This window comes from Nonomuraea sp. NPDC049486, from assembly GCF_040676925.1.
Taxonomy (GTDB): Bacteria; Actinomycetota; Actinomycetes; order Streptosporangiales; family Streptosporangiaceae; genus Nonomuraea; species Nonomuraea ferruginea.
The window spans coordinates 1-15,555 of record NZ_JBFAPV010000017.1; the positions used below are offsets into that span (position 1 = coordinate 1).

The following is a 15,555-nucleotide window of genomic DNA, read 5'->3' on the forward strand; positions in this document are numbered from 1 at the left end:
GAATGGTCCCGCGAGCACCTGGCCGAGCTGGACGTGGCCGAGACGATCCGCAAGGACGTCCAGGAGTCCCGCCGCACCAGGCCCGCCGATGCGAGGGACGGAGCCCGCCGCACCAGGCCCGCCGGCGCGAGGGGCCGGGACGGACGTACGTGATCAGGCACCGGTCCGCGTGTCCTGGGCCGTGCCGGGGATGAGGGACCGCCGGACCTCTTCCTCGATGAGGTTCCAGATGTGGTCGACATAGCCGGTGAACCTCTCCCCGCGCTTGGTGTGCAGATCGCGGGGGCGGGGGATGTCGATGCGGATCTCCTCACGGATGCGCCCGGGGTGGGCGGCCATCACGATCACCCGGTCGGCGAGCAGTACGGCCTCGTCGAGCTGGTGCGTGATGAACACCACGGTCTTGCGCTGCTTCGTCCAGATGTCGAGCAGCTCGGTCTGCATCACCTCGCGGGTCTGCGCGTCGAGGGCGGCGAAGGGCTCGTCCATCAGCAGCAGGGTCGGGTCCACCGCGAGGGCGCGGGCCAGGTTGACCCGCTGACGCATGCCGCCGGAGAGCTGGTGCGGGTAGTGGTTCTCGAACCCGCGCAGCCCGACGAGCTCGATGCACTCCCTGCTCCGCGCGTCCGTCTCCGCCGAGCGACGGCCGCGGACGTCCAGGCCGAAGCGGACGTTCGCGAGCACGGTCCGCCACGGGTAGAGGGAGTCCTGCTGGAATACCACCGCCATGTCGCCGTGGCGGGGATGCGCCGTACGCCCGGACACGCGCACCTCGCCGGCCGACGGCGCGATCAGCCCGTCGATGGTCTTGAGCAGCGTGGTCTTGCCGCAGCCGCTCGCGCCGACGACGCAGACGAACTCCCCGTCCTCGACGGTGAGGCTGACACCGTCGAGGACCGTGGTGAAGGCGCCGCCGACCTCGTAGCCGACCGACAGCCCGTCGATCTCCAGCAGCGGCGACGCCCCCGGCGGGAGGGGAGCTTCGATGGGGTTCTGGCCGCCGGCGGGGCGACGGCGGAAGGACCGGAGCATACGGCTTCCTCTCTCGAACTCGGCTCCCGGAGCGGCCGGGCACGGCCGATGTCAGTCGCGGGCATCCTGGGAGAAAGAGCGGGCGTCGACGGCGGCGAGGGATTCCAGGGCGAGTCCGTGGGCGAGACCGAACTGCAGCTCGCGGCGGATCAGCATGGTGAGGCACGCGCGGGTGTAGCGGAGCATGAGCGTGGTGTTGGCGGCGAGCTCGCGGGCGAGCTCCCAGGCCCGGTCGAGCAGCCGGTCCGGCGGCAGCACCTCCGCCACCAGGCCGAGTTCCAGGGCTTCGCGGGCGCCGATGGTGCGCCCGGTGAGCAGGAAATGCCGGGCCCTGTTCATGCCCAGGAGCCACGGCCAGACGACGTGGACGCCGTCGCCGGGCACCACCCCGGCGACGACGTGCTGGTGGTCGGCGAAGACGGCGGTCTCCGAGGCGAGGACGATGTCGGAGAGGAGGGCGAGCTCGGCGTGCTCGGTGGCCGGGCCGTTCACCGCGGCGATGATCGGCACCTCGATGTCGAGCAGGTCGAAGAGCATGTGCCGCCCCTCGTGCGCCACCCGGTCCCAGCCCTGCGGGGTGGTGTTGCGCTTCTCGAACGCCATCTCGGTGAGGAAGTCGGGGCCGCTGCCGGTGAGGATGACGACGCGGTTGTCCGGGTCGGTGGCGATCTGCCGGAACGCCTCGGGCAGTTCGCGGTGCGCCCGCTCCGACCACTTCAGCGATCCGCCGTCGGTGTGCAGGGTCACCTGGAGGATGCCGTCCTCCCGCGCCATCCGCACGTCGCCGAAGCGGTCCCGGTACTCCTCGAACCTGCTCACCGCCCCTCCTCCCCGGGCCGCCGGCCGTCGGGCGCCCACGGCTGGTAGCCGGGTTCCAGCGGTACCTGGAAGGTGTCCATCAGCATGGTCAGCGCCCGCCAGATCGCGATGACGTAGCAGATCTCGACCACCTCGCCGTCGTTCGCGAGCACCTCCTTCAGGTCGCCCAGGGTCTTCTCGGAGACCCGGTCGTCGCGGGCCATCTCGTCGACCGCGCGCATCACGGCGCGTTCTGCGGGCCCGAATCCTTCGTACGCCGCGCCCTCGCGCACGCCGAGCACGTCGGCGGGCCGCTTGCCCGGCAGGTCGACGTCGACGGTCGGCGCGTAGTGGTGCGCCCACAGGTACGTGGAGCCGGTCACCCAGGCCACGCGCATGATCGCGAGCTCGCGCAGCCGGGTCGCCTCGGGCCTGCGGGTCAGTCTCCCTTCCCAGAGGATGCGGTCGTTGATCTCGTTCTCGACGCGGGCGGACTGCGGCGAGTTCAGCAGCAGCCGGTAGAAGAAGATGCGCGACATCTCCTCGCGCATGCCCGCCTCGACGGCGATCCGCGCCGCCTCCTCGACGGGGAGCATCGGGATCAGGCCCTGGGGTTCGTCGGTCGGCATAGCCGTGGTCTCCCTGTCGTGGGTGCGGGTCATCCCTGGCCTGACTGCCAGGGGGCGACCCGCCGTTCCAACCATTCGAAGATCTTGACGAGCAGCACGCCGGTGACGGAGAAGATGAGCACCCCGGCGAGCAGCACGTCGGTCTGGAAGTACTGAGAGGACACGAGGATCCGGTAGCCGAGGCCGCTCTGGGAGCCGAAGAGCTCGCCGACGACGACGCCGATGAGCCCGCGCCCGATGCCCATGCGGATGCCGGCGACCAGGAACGAGACGGAGGTCGGGAACCGGACCATGGTGAACAGCTGCAGGCGGCTCGCGCCGAACGACCGGGCCGCCTCCAGGTGCTGCGGGTCCGTCGCCCGGATCCCGGCGTCGGTGTTGATCGCGATGGGCAGGACGACGAGCATGAACACCAGGAGCACGGTCTTGGTCTCGCCGATGCCGAACCAGAGGATGAACAGCGGCGCGAGCGCGACGAGCGGGGTCGCGTACAGCCCGTTGATGAGCGGGTCGATGTAGTCCTTGGCGCGGCGGCTGGTGCCGAGGAGCAGCCCGAGCAGCACCCCGGCCACGAGCCCGGCGCCGAACCCCTTGAGGAACTCGTCCGCGCTGACGAGCAGGTCCTGCTGGAGCGTCCCGTCCGCCCACATCGTGCCGACCGCCTGGACGGTGCTGATCGGTCCGGCCAGGAAGAGCGGGTTGGCGACGAGATACTCGGCCGCGACATGCCAGACCACGAGGAAGCCGGCGAAGCTGACGACGGCCCGGTAGCCGCGCCATCGGCGGCCGGAGCCCTTCCGCCGGCGCGGCCCCGGCGCGGGGGGCGTGGTGGTGTGCCGCGCCCGCCGCTCGCGGGAGGTCACGCCGCTCATGCCGCCGTCTGGCCCTCGGGAAGCAGGCCCTTGGGGCCCGGGCCGTTCTTGACCGAGTCGGGCAGTTCGTCGAAGGCGGCCTTGACGTGGGAGTTCTCGATCAGTCCCGCGATGTCGGACGGCACGGAGGCGTCCAGGGAGCCGCCGGACTTCATCAAGGAGATCGTCCGGGGGATCACCTCGTCGGCGATGACGCCGTCGCGCGGGTACGCCCCGGAGGTCACCCAGGTGTAGGAGGCTTCGGCGACGTCCGGCTCGACCTGCGCGTTCCTGGCCAGCAGGTCGATCACCCGGTCCTTGTTCGCCGGGTCGTAGAGGAAGGCGATGGAGGCGAGATAGCCCTTGAGGAAGGCGCGCGTGGCGTTGGGGTGCTCGGCGACCCAGTTCTTCAGGGCTATGATGCCGAAGAAGGACAGGTCCTGGTATTCGGGCACCTGCTGCAGGTCGTACAGGATCTTGTAGCCCTGCCGTTCCAGCAGCGTGGACGTGGGCGGCAGCACCGCGATGCACTTGATCTGGCCGGACTGCAGGGCGGCGAGGGCGGGGCCGGCGTTGAGGTTGACGTTCGTGAGCTTGAAGTCGGCGCCCACCTTCAGCTTGCCGCCGTGCTCCATCATCTTCGACAGGTAGAGGGCGTCGCCGATCCCCTCCGGGTTCTGCGCGCCGCACGTCGCGCCCCTGAGGTCCTCGAAGGACCGGACCTCCTTGGGCACGACCAGATACTCGGGGTACGACCGGTAGCCCTCGGCGACGGCGATGACGCGCGGGTCCTTCTGGTGGGCGAGGACGACGGCGTCGTACACGGTGGAGGTGAACTGCACCGAGCCGCCGATCATGGCGGCGAGCGCGTTCGGGCTGGACTGCGAGTAGATCATCGACACGTCCAGGCCGTGCTCCCTGAAGATGCCGAACTCGACGCCGACCTGGATGGCCCAGTTGCCGGCGTTGGCGGTGACGCCGCTGAAGGTCACCTTGTCCACCTCGGGCCCGGCGGCGCCCGCCGTGCTCGTCTCGGGAGTGGCGGCGGGGGGTTCGCCGGCGCCGCACGCTCCGGCTGTCACCAACAGGACTGTCGCGGCGAGGATCCGAAGGGCACGGGCGGCACAGGTGGGGGGCATCGAAACTCCTAGGCGGGATTCGCGTGCGTTGCTCGACCTCACCCGAACGCCGTTATCGGCATCGTTACCGGCGCGCGGGCGGGGGCGGACGATCGGGGCGGCCACGGCGGAGTGGCCTGCGGCGACTCCGTTACCGGGCCGCCGCGACAGGTCACGGGGCGGGTTCCTCGGCGTTCCTCGGCCGGGTCCTCGGCGGGGACGAGAGGGAGGACGAGCGCCGACGGGTGGCGGTCGTCGTGGACGACGGTCTGCCGCGCGGGGCGCAGGTCCTCGGGCGCGGTGGCGGTGCCGTCCTCGGTGCCGGCGTGGCGGTCGTACTTGGGGAACGAGCTGCTGGAGACCTCCAGCCGGATCCGGTGACCCGGCAGGAAGACGTTGCCGGTGGCGATCAGGTCGACTTCGACGCGGACCGGCCCGGACCCGGCGGCGGCGACCTCCGCCGCGGTCACCCGCCGGATGCCGTCGCAGAGCAGGAACGCCCGGCCGTCGGGGTGGACGTCGACGAGCTTCGCCGTCACGTCCGTGGCGGGAGCGTCGGTGACCAGGTGCAGGACGGCGTGGACGGGGCCGATCACCTCGACCGGGCCGGTCAGCGGGTCGCTGCTGTAGACGAGGACGTCGTCGCGGTCCTCGATCGCGCTCTGGTCCATCGGGCCGGAGTTCGCCGCCGGGTTGGGCAGGTAGGTCGCGCCGCCGCGGGTGGGCACGGGGTCGCGCGGGTCGTACCGGAACGTGTCGGGCGGCTGCGGCCCCTCGGGAGGTGTGCGGGACAGGCGGCCGTCGCCGTGGCGGGAGTTGGCGGCTCCCCCGCTGTGCAGGTACCAAGGGGTGGCGCGGGCGCGGGCGAGCGGCCACTCCCGCTCGTCGCGCCACTCGTCCACGCCCATGACGAACACGCGCACCGGCGGCAGCTCGGGACCGCCGGCGCCGGACAGATGCTGGGCGAACCAGGCGAGCTGCAGTCCTTCCATGTCGATCGCGGCGGGGAATCGCCGCTCGGGGCCGCAGGCGTCGCCGAACAGGGCGGGCGACCACTGCGTCCACGGGCCGATGATCAGGCGCTGCCGTTCGGCCGCCGGGCCGCCCGCGGCCTTGATCGTCTCGTACGCGGCCAGGTTGCCGTCGAGGTGGACGTTGTACCAGCCGGCGACGTGCAGCACGGGCAGGTCGGTCGCGGCGAGCGCGTCACGGGCGCTGAGCGCGTGCCAGTACGGGTCGCCGGGCGGGTGGGCGAGCCATTCGCGGTAGTGCGGGGCGATGCCGTCCAGGGCGGGCGCGTCCGTCAGCGGCAGCCTCCCGAAGGCCGCGTCCGGGTCGCGCAGGGCGCCGGCGAGCGCCCGCGCCGCGTCCTGGTGCGCGGCCGCGCCGTCGCGGGCTGTCGCGCGGCGGAGCTGGTCGGGGGCGAGGTTCGCCAGGCTCCACCACAGGTTGAAGCCGAGCTGGAACGCGCCGCCGCGCCAGACCCAGCCGCTGTCGTACTCGGACGCGGTGAAGTGCGGCACGATCGTGCGCAGCGCCGGCGGCCGGCAGCGCAGCGCCTGCCACTGCGGGACGCCGTTGTTCGACGCCCCGTACATGCCGACCTGGCCGCTCGACCACGGTTGCGCGGCGGCCCAGCCGACGCACGCGGCGGCGTCCTCGCCTGAGCCGGCGAACGGGCGGAACGGCTCGTCGCCGCCGGAGCGGAACCGGCCGCGGGCGTCCGCCACGACGACCACGAAGCCGTGGTCGACCGCCCGCTCGGGGTTGATCACGCCGTAGACGGAGGCCCAGTTCGCCTTGTCGTAGGCGGTGTACTGGAGCAGCACCGGCCGCGGTCCCGCCGCCGGGTCGCGGTACACGTCGGCCCGGAGCACGACGCCGTCGGGGAGCGGGATCGGCACGTCCCGCTCGCGCAGGATCGCCGGGCGCATCAGGATTCCCCCGCGCGCTCCACGCGGGTCTCCAGCGCGCCGAGCCCGTCGATCTCCAGCCGGATCACGTCGCCCGGCTTGATCCAGCGGTCGATCTCGATCCCGGCGCCGGTGCCGACCGTCCCGGAGCCGAGCATGTCGCCGGGCAGCAGCGTCTCCCCCGCCGAGGCGTGCGCCACGATCTGCTCGATGGACCAGTGGATCGACCCGGCGGAGCCCCGCGACCACAGCTCGCCGTTGACGAAGGCCCGCATGCCGGCCTCGAAGGGGCGGGGGATCTCGTCGGCGGTGACGAGGTAAGGCCCGGTGGCGCAGCCGCGGTCGAAGCCCTTGGTCTTGGCCGGGCCGACCGCGGTACCCATCTCGCGGCGCTGGACGTCGCGGCAGGACAGGTCGTTGAAGATGGTGAGCCCGGCGATGTGGTCCCAGGCCCGCTCGGGCGGGATGTCCCGGCCGCTCCTCCCGATGACGATCGCGAACTCCAGCTCGTAGTCGAGCTTCTCGGTGTACGCCGGCCACTGTCCGACCTCGTCAGGGCCGAACACCGACGCGCTGCGGGTCACGTAGTGGGAGGGCGCCTCGTACCACGCCGGCGGGACCTCCCTGCCCAGGTTTCGCAGGGCGTTGACCATGTGGTCCTCGAAGGCGAAGAAGTCGCGCAGCGCCGGCGGGCGGTCGACGGGGGCGAGCAGGCGGACCGCCTCGCGCGCGTGGGCGTGCGGGCCGAGCGGGCCGGTCTCCCGCCGCGCGGCCTCAGGGTCGCCGAGCGCGCCGAGGAGCCGCTCCGCCTCACGCTGGGCGCGTCCGCCGGAGCCGAGCAGGGCGACCGTGCTCCCCGGGAAGGTGGCGCGGGCGAGCTCCGCGGCGCGGCCGGGCTCGCCGCCGTCGGCGACGATCTCGGAGGCCAGCAGCGCGGCCAGGTCGACGATGACCGGCGCGTCGAGCGCCCCCACCGCGGCCCCCGCGCGCACCTCCGCGTCCGGCCAGCCGTGCGGCGTGAAGCGGCAAATCCTCATCTGGAACCCTCCGTAGATCATGGCCGGCTGCCGGGTTTGTCGTGCGGCAGGTTCTATTTCCGAGGCCGTTACTCCCTCATTAACGGCGGCGCGGAACGGCCCGGTAACTGCGCGCCCGTTGGATGACGGCGAAGGATTCTGTCAGCCAGCTGCTGAGGAGCGAGATTTTGAGTGTCAAGGCGATCGTGCAGCTCTATCCGGTCATTCCGGCCGAAGGCGGTGCCGCGGGGCGTGCCGCCCGGCGCCCGCTCGGGCGGGATCGGGACGAGTTCCAGAAGGTGATGCGGGACTGGGCGAGGATCGCCAAGGCCGCCGAGGACCTGGGTTACTGGGGCATCGCCGGGATCGAGCATCATTTCCACTCCGAGGGCTACGAGGTGGCCCCGTCGCCCGGCGTGGTGAACGCGTGGCTCGCGGCGCACACGAGCCGGATCAACGTCGGCACCAACGGCTACGTGCTCGGCACCCATGACGCGATCCGCGTCGCCGAGGAGTGCGCGATGCTCGACCACATGCTCGAAGGCCGGTTCTGGGCCGGGGTCAGCCGCGGCTACCAGTCCCGCTGGACCGACGTGCTGGGCCAGCACCTGGGCACCCCGGCGACGCTCTCCGACGGCGGCTCCGCCGACAAGGAGAACCGCGTCATCTTCGAGGAGCAGGTCGAGCTGATGCTCAAGGCTTGGACCGAGGACTCCTTCGACTTCAACGGCGCCAAGTACCAGGTCCCGTTCCCGTACGACGCAGGCATCACCACCTATCCGGCCACCGACACCGCGTCGCTGATGGGCGCGGTGGACGAGGTCGACGAGAACGGCGTCATCCGGAAGATCTCGGTCACGCCGCCGCCGTACCAGCGGCCGCACCCGCCGGTGTTCGTGGCGTCGTCGAGCTCGGAGGAGTCGATCCGGTACTGCGCGCGCAACGGCTTCGTCGTCACCAGCTTCTCCCCCGCGGCGAAGACCGAGGAGTTCGCGAAGATCTACGCCGACGAGGCCGCCAAGGTGGGCCACCCGGTGCCGCTCGGCGCGAACCAGGCGCCCGTGCGCTGGCCGCACGTCACCGAGTCCGCGGCGGCGTACGACCAGGCCCTGCGCGACTACGACGCGGACATGTTCGAGAACTTCTACGCGAAGTTCTTCAAGAAGAAGATGCCGGTGAACGGGGACGTCGTGCAGGCCATCAAGGACTCCGGCCTGTTCCTCGGCGGCACCGTCGACCAGGCGAAGGCGCAGTTCGCCGCCGAGTGGGAGCAGGTCCCGTACGAGTACTCCGTGCTGATCTGGCACTGGGCGCAGCAGCCGACCGACGACCTGATCCGCGAGATGGAGCTGATGGCCACCAAGGTCTACCCGGAGATCGGCGGCCTGTCCGGCCCGCAGGAGCGTCCGCGGGCGCAGTGGGCCACCACCTGACCCGCCCGGCGCGCCGGCCCGCGCCTGCCGCGCGGCGGCGGGCGCGCCGGGTAACGCCATCCGTAATGCAACCGCTTGTACTGTACTGACCAGAGAGAACCGCACGGCCCCGGCCGCGCGTTGTCATACCGTTCCATGAGGAGTCGCCGTGTTCGAGTTCTTCCCGGGCGACCACGTCCGGTCGTCGAGCGTGAACCTGGCCCTGATGGCCGGCGGCTCGCTCGCCGACATCGGGCGCTGGCTCGGCCCGCTCCGGGACACGCCGGAGGCGGGCCTGGACGCCTGGGCGGCCGCCTGGGCGGGCATGGCGCACCAGCAGGAGGCGCTCGCCGCGGGCGACGTCCGCGCCGGATACCTGGCGGCGGCCGGCCGGCGGTATCTGCGCGCGTCGGTGTACCACGCGACCGCCCAGCGGCAGATCCCGCCGGGGCCGACGAAGTCGGAGAGCTACGCCGCGTCCCTGCAGGCCTTCGGGAACGCCATGGACTGCGGGGCCCTGCCGCTGGTGCGCGTCCACGTCGACTCCCCCGACGGCACGCTGCCCGGCTACCTGATCGCGCCGGACGCCGCCGACCCGCGGCCGGTGGTCATCGTGTACGGCGGGCTCGACCTGACCAAGGAGATGCTCTACGCCACCGTGGGCGCCGCGTTCGCCCGCCGCGGCATCACCTGCCTGGTCATCGACACCCCGGGCACCGGGGAGCTGATCCGGCTGCGCGGCGTGCCGTCCCGCCCCGACTACGAGGTGCCGACCGCGGCCATCATCGACCACCTCCAGGCCCGCCACGACGTGGACGCGCGGCATGTCGCCGTGCTCGGCGTCAGCTTCGGCGGCTACTACGCGGCCCGCTCGGCGGCGTTCGAGCCGCGGGTCTCGGCCTGCGTCTCGTGGGCGGGCAGCTGGGACTGCGGCGCGCTGTGGCGGCGGCGCTGGGACGAGGCCGAGGCCGAGCCGACGTCGTGGTTCCTGCCCTGGGTGACGGGCACCGGCACGATCGAGGAGGCCCTGGAGCGGCTGGAACTGTGGACGCTGGCCGACGTCTGGCCTCGCGTGACCCAGCCGCTGCTGATCGTGCACGGCGAGAACGACAGGGAGATCCCGGTCGCGGACGCGCGCCGCGCCTTCGAGGCCGCGGGCTCCGCCGACAAGCGGCTGCACGTCTTCGCCGCCGCCGACGGGGGCGCCGAGCACATCCAGTCGGACGACCCCGCCCCCGCCCTCGACCTGATCGCCGAGTGGCTCTCCCTGCGCATGCCGGTGCTGCCGGAGCCGCCGGTGCCCGCGCTCGCCTGAGCGCCGCGGACACGAGGAAGCCGGGAGGGGAATCCCCTCCCGGCTTCCGCGTTGCCGGGGAGCGGCTCAGGTGGCCGCCGGTCGCCAGAACGGCAGCGACGCCTCCTCGTTCAGCGGGACGAACTCGACCTCGACCCTCATCCCGATGCGCACCTCGTCGACCTCGCAGCCGATCACGTTGCCCATGATGCGGGGGCCCTCGTCGAGCTCGACGACGGCGACCGCGTACGGGGTCCACTGGTTGAACGGGTAGGCCCCCTGCTGGCGCACCACCGAGAAGGTGTGCACGGTGCCCCGGCCCTCCGTGGTGAGCCAGCCGGGCGTGTCACCGCACTCGACGCAGATCTGGCGAGGGTAGAACTGGCGGTGGCCGCAGCCCGGGCATTCCTGGACGAGCAGCTCGCCGCGGAGGGTGGCCTCCCAGTACGGGCGGCCGGCCGCGTCGAGCAGCGGGACCGGCCGGCCCTCCGTCGGCGGGGTGGTCACGTTCGTCATGCCTTGTCCTTTCCGAGTATCACGGTGCCCATCGCCGACAGCCAGCCGCCCGAGCCGCACGCGAGGGCCACCTCGGCGCCCGCCACCTGGGCGTCGCCGGCCTGGCCGCGCAGCTGCCTGGTGGCCTCGATGAGCAGGAAGATGCCGCGCATGCCGGGGTGGCAGGAGCTGAGCGCGCCGCCGTCGGTGTTCATCGGGAGGCTGCCGCCGAGCTGGAGCGCCCCGGAGGCGGCGAACGGGCCGCCCTCGCCCTTCTTGCAGAAGCCCAGGTCCTCCAGCATGAGCAGCGCGGTGATGGTGAAGCTGTCGTAGAGCTGTACGGTGTCGACGTCGTCGGGGGTGAGACCGGCCTGCGCGAACGCCTCCTTGCCGCTGCGCTCGGCCGCGGTGCGGGTGTAGTCGGGCATCTGGCTGATGTTCCAGTGGGTCTGGGCCGACGCCGCGCCGAGGATGTGGACCGGGGGCTGGCGCAGGTCGCGGGCGCGCTCGGCGGTGGTGACGATCACCGCGCCGCCGCCGTCGGAGACGACGCAGCAGTCGAACAGGTGCAGCGGGTCGGCGATCATGCGGGAGTTGACGACGTCCTCGACCGTCAACGGCTTGCGGTACTGGGCGTTGGGGTTGAGCCCGGCGTGCGTGCGGCAGGCCACGGCGATCGCGGCCAGTTGCTCGGAGGTGGTCCCGTACTCGTGCATGTGCCGCTGGGCGGCCATCGCGTACGCGCCGATCAGGGTGTTGCCCCAGGGCGCCTCGTACTGCAGCACGCCCGCGACCTGCTCGCCCGGCTTCTTGGCGCCGAAGCCGGGGTTGGTGCCCGACTTGGTGTACAGGTCGGAGCCGTAGACGATGAGCACGGTCTCGCACAGGCCGGCTTCGATCGCCGCCTTGGCGTGCTGGACGTGCAGCTCGAAACTGGAGCCGCCGACGGCGGTGCCGTCGAAGTACCGGGGGTTGATGCCCAGGATCTCCGCCATGGTGCCGGCGTTGTCCGGCTGGGCGAAGTCGCCCTGGGCGCACATGAACCCGTCGATGTCGCTCTTGCGCAGGCCGCTGTCGGCGAGCGCCCGCTGGGTGGCGAGCACGTGGTGCCCGACCGCGTCGAGGTGCGGTGCCTTGGGGTAATCGCTCAGGCCGATGCCGGCGATCACTGGCGTACGGTCAGCCATGGATGTGTTGTCTCCTCGGATGCGCGAAGGGATGACGCGCCGCCTGCGGGCGGCGCGCCCGCGGTGTCAGGTCGAAGGGCGGGGTTCGCGGGGCAGGCCCAGGATGCGCTCGGCCATGATGTTGCGCATGATCTCGTCGGTGCCGCCGGCGATGCGCCGGGACGGCGCGCTGAGCGCGAGCTCGGCCCAGACGTAGGTGCCCCACTCGCCGGTGTCGGCCGTCATGCGCGGGCCGAGCACGCGGCCGGCGAGCTCGCCGATGGCGCGGACGTTCTCCGAGTCCATCAGCTTGATGATCGAGGCCTCGGCCCCCGGCTCGCCGCGGCCGGCGGCGCGGGCGGCGGTCCACCGGATCACGTCCCGCCGGATCGCGATCCGCGCGAACTCCTGGCGGATGTGCGGGTCGCCGTCGAGGCCGAAGTGCTGGATGAGACCGAGCAGCCGCTCGACCGGGTCGGTGGCGGGCGAGGCGGTGCGGTAGCCCATCGACGCCCGCTCGTTGCCGAGCGTGGTCATCGCCACCTTCCAGCCGTCGCCCGGCTTGCCGAGCACGTGGCTGTCGGGCACGAAGACGTCGTCGACGAACACCTCGTTGAACGCCTCGCCGCCGGTGAGCTGGCGCAGCGGGCGGACCTCGACCCCCGGATCGTGCATGTCGACCATCAGCATGGTGAGCCCGGCGTGCTTGGGCGCGTCCGGGTCGGTGCGGACGAGCATCTCGCCGATGTCGCTGTAGTGACCGCCGGAGGTCCACACCTTCTGCCCGGAGACCCGCCAGCCGTCGCCGTCGCGGACTCCCCTGCTCTTCACGCCGGCGAGGTCGGAGCCGGCCTCGGGCTCGGAGAAGAGCTGGCAGGCGAGGAGGTCCGCCCGGTACAGCGCCCGCAGGTACCTCTCCTTCACCTCCGGCGTGCCCCAGGCGAGCAGCGTCGGGGCGACGATGTGGTGGCCGACGATGAAGCAGGCCTCGGACGGCAGTTCGTAGTCGGCCGCGACCTCGTCGAACAGCTCCTGGTAGCGCTGGTCCCGGCCGGCCCCGCCGTACGCCACGGGGCCGGTGAGCCAGCCGAAGCCGGCGTCGAACAGCTCGCGGCGGAAGGCCACCGCGGCCGCGACCATGCTCAGCTCCTCCTCGCGGGTCGGTTCCGCGCCCGCGCTGAGCTCGTCGGGACCGTTGCCCCAGCCCTCCTCCCATTCCGGCAGGGGCTTGGCGTGGGTGTCGAGGAAGGCCCGGACGGCGTCCTGGAACGCGGTCTCGTCCGGGTTCCGGCGCTGGTCGTTCACGATTGCTCCCGAAGCAGGCGGTGGAGCACCTTGCCGCTGGCGTTCTTGGGCAGGGTCTCGGTGTGGACGCGGATGTGGTCGGGCACCTTGTACTTGGCCAGGCGCTCGCGGCAGAACCGCTGGAGCTCCTCCGGCGTGGCCTCGGTCCCCTCGGCGAGCACGACGTGGGCCCGCACGGTCTCGCCCCAGTGCGGGTCGGGGACGCCGACCACGGCGCACTCCACCACACCGGGGTAGGCGAACAGGGTGGTCTCGATCTCCAGCGGGTAGACGTTCTCGCCACCCCGGATGATCATGTCGTCCTTGCGGCCGGCGAGGTAGAGATAGCCGTCCTCGTCGAGGTAGCCGAGGTCGCCGCCCTTGAACCAGCCGCCGGAGACGACCTGGGCGGTCTTCTCCGGCTGCCCGTGGTAGCCGCTCATCACCATGTCGCTGCGGGTGACGATCTCGCCGACCTCGCCCACCGGCACCTCGTTGCCGGCGGCGTCCCAGATCTGCAGGTCGATGTTGAAGCCGGGGCGGCCGACCGACCCGAGCAGGTGCGGGTGGCCGTCGAGGGCGCGCACGTGGTCCTCGGGGGTGAGCACGGTCTGCATGCCCGCCTCGGTGCCGGCGCCGAAGCCGTTGTAGAAGTCGCACCGCATGATCGACATGGCCTGGGTGAGCAGGCCGGGCGACATCGGCGCGGCGCCGTAGAAGACGGAACGCAGCGTGGCGAAGTCGTCCGGTCTCACATCCGGCTGCCGGAGCAGGGCGCTGATCATGGTGGGGACGAGGAACACGTCGGTGAGCCCTTCGCGGCACCACCGCAGCAGTTCCGCCGGATCCCACTGGGGGACGATCAGGGACGCCGAGCTGCGGCAGATCGCGTTGAGCACGAGGCTGAGCCCGGCGACGTGGTAGAGCGGGGACGCCGAGTAGCGGAACTCGTCCCGCAGGAAGCGGTACTCCAGGACCGCGTTGGAGACCATCGTCTTCCACATGCGGTGCGACTGCATGACGCCCTTGGGCAGGCCGGTCGTGCCGCTGGTGTAGGCGAGCGCGACGATGTCCTCGTCGTCGACGACCGCCTCCCGCGGCGCGCCTCCGGCCCCGCGCCGGAGCACCTCCTCGAAGGGCGTCGTGCCCTCGCTCCCGCCGAAGCCCACGACGTGGTCGAGATGCTCCAGGTCGTCCCTGGCCGCCAGCACGTCCGGCGCGTACCGGTCCCCGACGAAGATCCAGGACGCCTCGGAGCTGCGCAGCAGCGTCGTGACCTCCGCGGGTGACAGCCGGAAGTTGAGCGGGACCGCGACCGCCCCGAGCTTGAACAGGGCGAGGAAGGTCTCCACGTACTCCGGCGAGTCGGTGTCGAGCACGGCGACCCGGTCCCCCTGCGCCAGGCCCATCGCCTGCAGACCGGAGGCGAGCCGGTGCACCCGGTCGCGCACCTCGGCGAACGTGCGCGTGCCTGACGGGGTGACGAAGCAGTCCCGGTGCGGCGAGCGCTTGGCCGCCATGTCGATCCACTCGCCGATCTGCGTCCTCGACAGGCGCCGCCCGGTCAGGGAGGCCGGGCGGAGGCGCTGCGCGGTCATCTCACTTCCCCAGCATCTTGGCGAGCAGGGTCATCTCGGCCATGCTGTTCTCCGGCACCACGTAGCCGGCGTCGTCGAAGATCTCGGTCAGGTTGTCGCGGACGTCCTCGGCGGTCAGGTCGCCGTTCAGGTATCCGCGGGTGACGCCGACGAAGACGCGCGCCACGCGCCCGCCTCCCGCGCTGAGGATCTCGCCGGACGGCTCGCAGGAGTCGTGGCACAGGTACGCGACCACCGCCGAGACCAGCGCGGGGTCCAGGTGGTCCGCGAGCGGGTTGTCGAAGCCCTCGGTCATGCGGGTCTGCGCCACCGGGCCGATCGCGTTCGCCTTGATGTCGTACTTGCGGCCCTCGATCGCGAGCACCTTGATCAGGCCGACCAGGGCGAGCTTCGCCGCGGCGTACGACGACTGGCCGAAGTTGCCGAAGAACCCGGCCGACGACGAGGTCACCACGACCCGCCCGAACCCCTGCTCCCTGAAGTGCGCCCAGGCCGGGCGGGTGACGTTGAACGCGCCCTTCAGGTGCACGTCGAGCACCGGGTCCACGTCGTCGGGGCTGGTGTTGTGGAAGGTCTTGTCGCGCAGGATGCCCGCGTTGTTCACGATGACGTCGACCCGGCCGAACGCGGACAGCGCCGTGTCGATCACGGCCTGGCCGCCGGCCACGGTGGCGACCGAGTTCGTGTCGGCCACCGCGATGCCGCCGAGCTCCTCGATCTCCTTGACCACGATCGCCGCGCGGTCCTGCTCCACCCCGTCCCCGGACAGGGACGTGCCCATGTCGTTGACGACCACCTTCGCACCGCGGCGCCCGAGTTCGAGAGCGTGGGCCCGGCCGAGCCCTCCACCTGCTCCCGTGATGACGGCGACACGACCGTCGAAGCTGAGATCCACGGCAATTTCCTCCTTCTCGGGGCGGGGTACGCACCGGCGTCGGCACCAGCCGCA

At 71.9% G+C, this 15,555-nt stretch carries 14 protein-coding genes; 2 read left to right on the top strand and 12 right to left on the bottom strand.

The features are described 5' to 3' along the window. Positions 1–153: 153 nt before the first annotated feature. The 7 genes from AB0K05_RS36580 to AB0K05_RS36610 form a co-directional block, all read right to left on the bottom strand. Complete coding sequence (locus AB0K05_RS36580) at positions 154–1,032, bottom strand: ABC transporter ATP-binding protein (protein ID WP_345482679.1); 879 nt, start codon at positions 1,030–1,032, stop codon at positions 154–156. 51 nt (positions 1,033–1,083) lie between these two features. Continuing rightward, positions 1,084–1,851: an enoyl-CoA hydratase/isomerase family protein gene (locus tag AB0K05_RS36585; RefSeq protein WP_345482680.1), complete on the bottom strand. Its 768-nt coding sequence runs from the start codon at positions 1,849–1,851 to the stop codon at positions 1,084–1,086. Then, positions 1,848–2,459, bottom strand: a complete 612-nt coding sequence (locus tag AB0K05_RS36590; protein ID WP_219548122.1) for a carboxymuconolactone decarboxylase family protein — start codon at positions 2,457–2,459, stop codon at positions 1,848–1,850. The genes AB0K05_RS36585 and AB0K05_RS36590 overlap by 4 nt, the downstream gene beginning before the upstream one ends. Before the next feature lie 29 nt (positions 2,460–2,488). Beyond that, a complete protein-coding gene (locus AB0K05_RS36595) occupies positions 2,489–3,331 on the bottom strand; it encodes an ABC transporter permease (RefSeq protein ID WP_271279437.1) in 843 nt (280 codons plus the stop codon). Beyond that, complete coding sequence (locus tag AB0K05_RS36600; protein WP_271279436.1) at positions 3,328–4,392, bottom strand: ABC transporter substrate-binding protein; 1,065 nt, start codon at positions 4,390–4,392, stop codon at positions 3,328–3,330. Before AB0K05_RS36600 ends, AB0K05_RS36595 begins: the two co-directional genes overlap by 4 nt. A gap of 95 nt (positions 4,393–4,487) precedes the next feature. Next, a complete protein-coding gene (locus AB0K05_RS36605) occupies positions 4,488–6,362 on the bottom strand; it encodes a CocE/NonD family hydrolase (protein ID WP_271279435.1) in 1,875 nt (624 codons plus the stop codon). Next, positions 6,362–7,378 carry a fumarylacetoacetate hydrolase family protein gene (locus AB0K05_RS36610; RefSeq protein WP_271279434.1) on the bottom strand — a complete coding sequence of 339 codons (1,017 nt, stop codon included), beginning with the start codon at positions 7,376–7,378 and terminating at the stop codon, positions 6,362–6,364. Before AB0K05_RS36610 ends, AB0K05_RS36605 begins: the two co-directional genes overlap by 1 nt. Before the next feature lie 167 nt (positions 7,379–7,545). Between AB0K05_RS36610 and AB0K05_RS36615 the strand changes: the two genes are divergently transcribed. Together AB0K05_RS36615 and AB0K05_RS36620 are read left to right on the top strand one after the other, a co-directional pair. Next, the gene (locus tag AB0K05_RS36615; RefSeq protein WP_271279433.1) at positions 7,546–8,790 is read left to right on the top strand and encodes an LLM class flavin-dependent oxidoreductase; all 1,245 of its coding nucleotides are present in this window, start codon (positions 7,546–7,548) and stop codon (positions 8,788–8,790) included. Positions 8,791–8,938: 148 nt separating this feature from the next. Next, positions 8,939–10,084, top strand: coding sequence for an alpha/beta fold hydrolase (locus tag AB0K05_RS36620; RefSeq protein ID WP_148030967.1), 1,146 nt, complete (start codon positions 8,939–8,941; stop codon positions 10,082–10,084). Between the two features lie 66 nt (positions 10,085–10,150). Here the strand turns inward: AB0K05_RS36620 and AB0K05_RS36625 are convergent, their stop codons facing one another. The 5 genes from AB0K05_RS36625 to AB0K05_RS36645 all read right to left on the bottom strand — a co-directional run bounded on the left by AB0K05_RS36625 (position 10,151) and on the right by AB0K05_RS36645 (position 15,501). After that, positions 10,151–10,579, bottom strand: a complete 429-nt coding sequence (locus AB0K05_RS36625) for a Zn-ribbon domain-containing OB-fold protein (protein ID WP_148030966.1) — start codon at positions 10,577–10,579, stop codon at positions 10,151–10,153. Continuing rightward, entirely contained in the window at positions 10,576–11,745 is a 1,170-nt protein-coding gene (locus tag AB0K05_RS36630) for an acetyl-CoA acetyltransferase (protein WP_148030965.1), read from the bottom strand. The genes AB0K05_RS36625 and AB0K05_RS36630 overlap by 4 nt, the downstream gene beginning before the upstream one ends. 66 nt (positions 11,746–11,811) lie before the next feature. Continuing rightward, positions 11,812–13,029, bottom strand: a complete 1,218-nt coding sequence (locus AB0K05_RS36635) for an acyl-CoA dehydrogenase family protein (protein WP_187281100.1) — start codon at positions 13,027–13,029, stop codon at positions 11,812–11,814. Further along, the gene (locus AB0K05_RS36640; protein WP_364235481.1) at positions 13,026–14,606 is read right to left on the bottom strand and encodes an AMP-binding protein; all 1,581 of its coding nucleotides are present in this window, start codon (positions 14,604–14,606) and stop codon (positions 13,026–13,028) included. Before AB0K05_RS36640 ends, AB0K05_RS36635 begins: the two co-directional genes overlap by 4 nt. A 1-nt stretch (position 14,607) precedes the next feature. Beyond that, a complete protein-coding gene (locus AB0K05_RS36645) occupies positions 14,608–15,501 on the bottom strand; it encodes an SDR family NAD(P)-dependent oxidoreductase (RefSeq protein WP_148030962.1) in 894 nt (297 codons plus the stop codon). Positions 15,502–15,555: the final 54 nt, after the last annotated feature.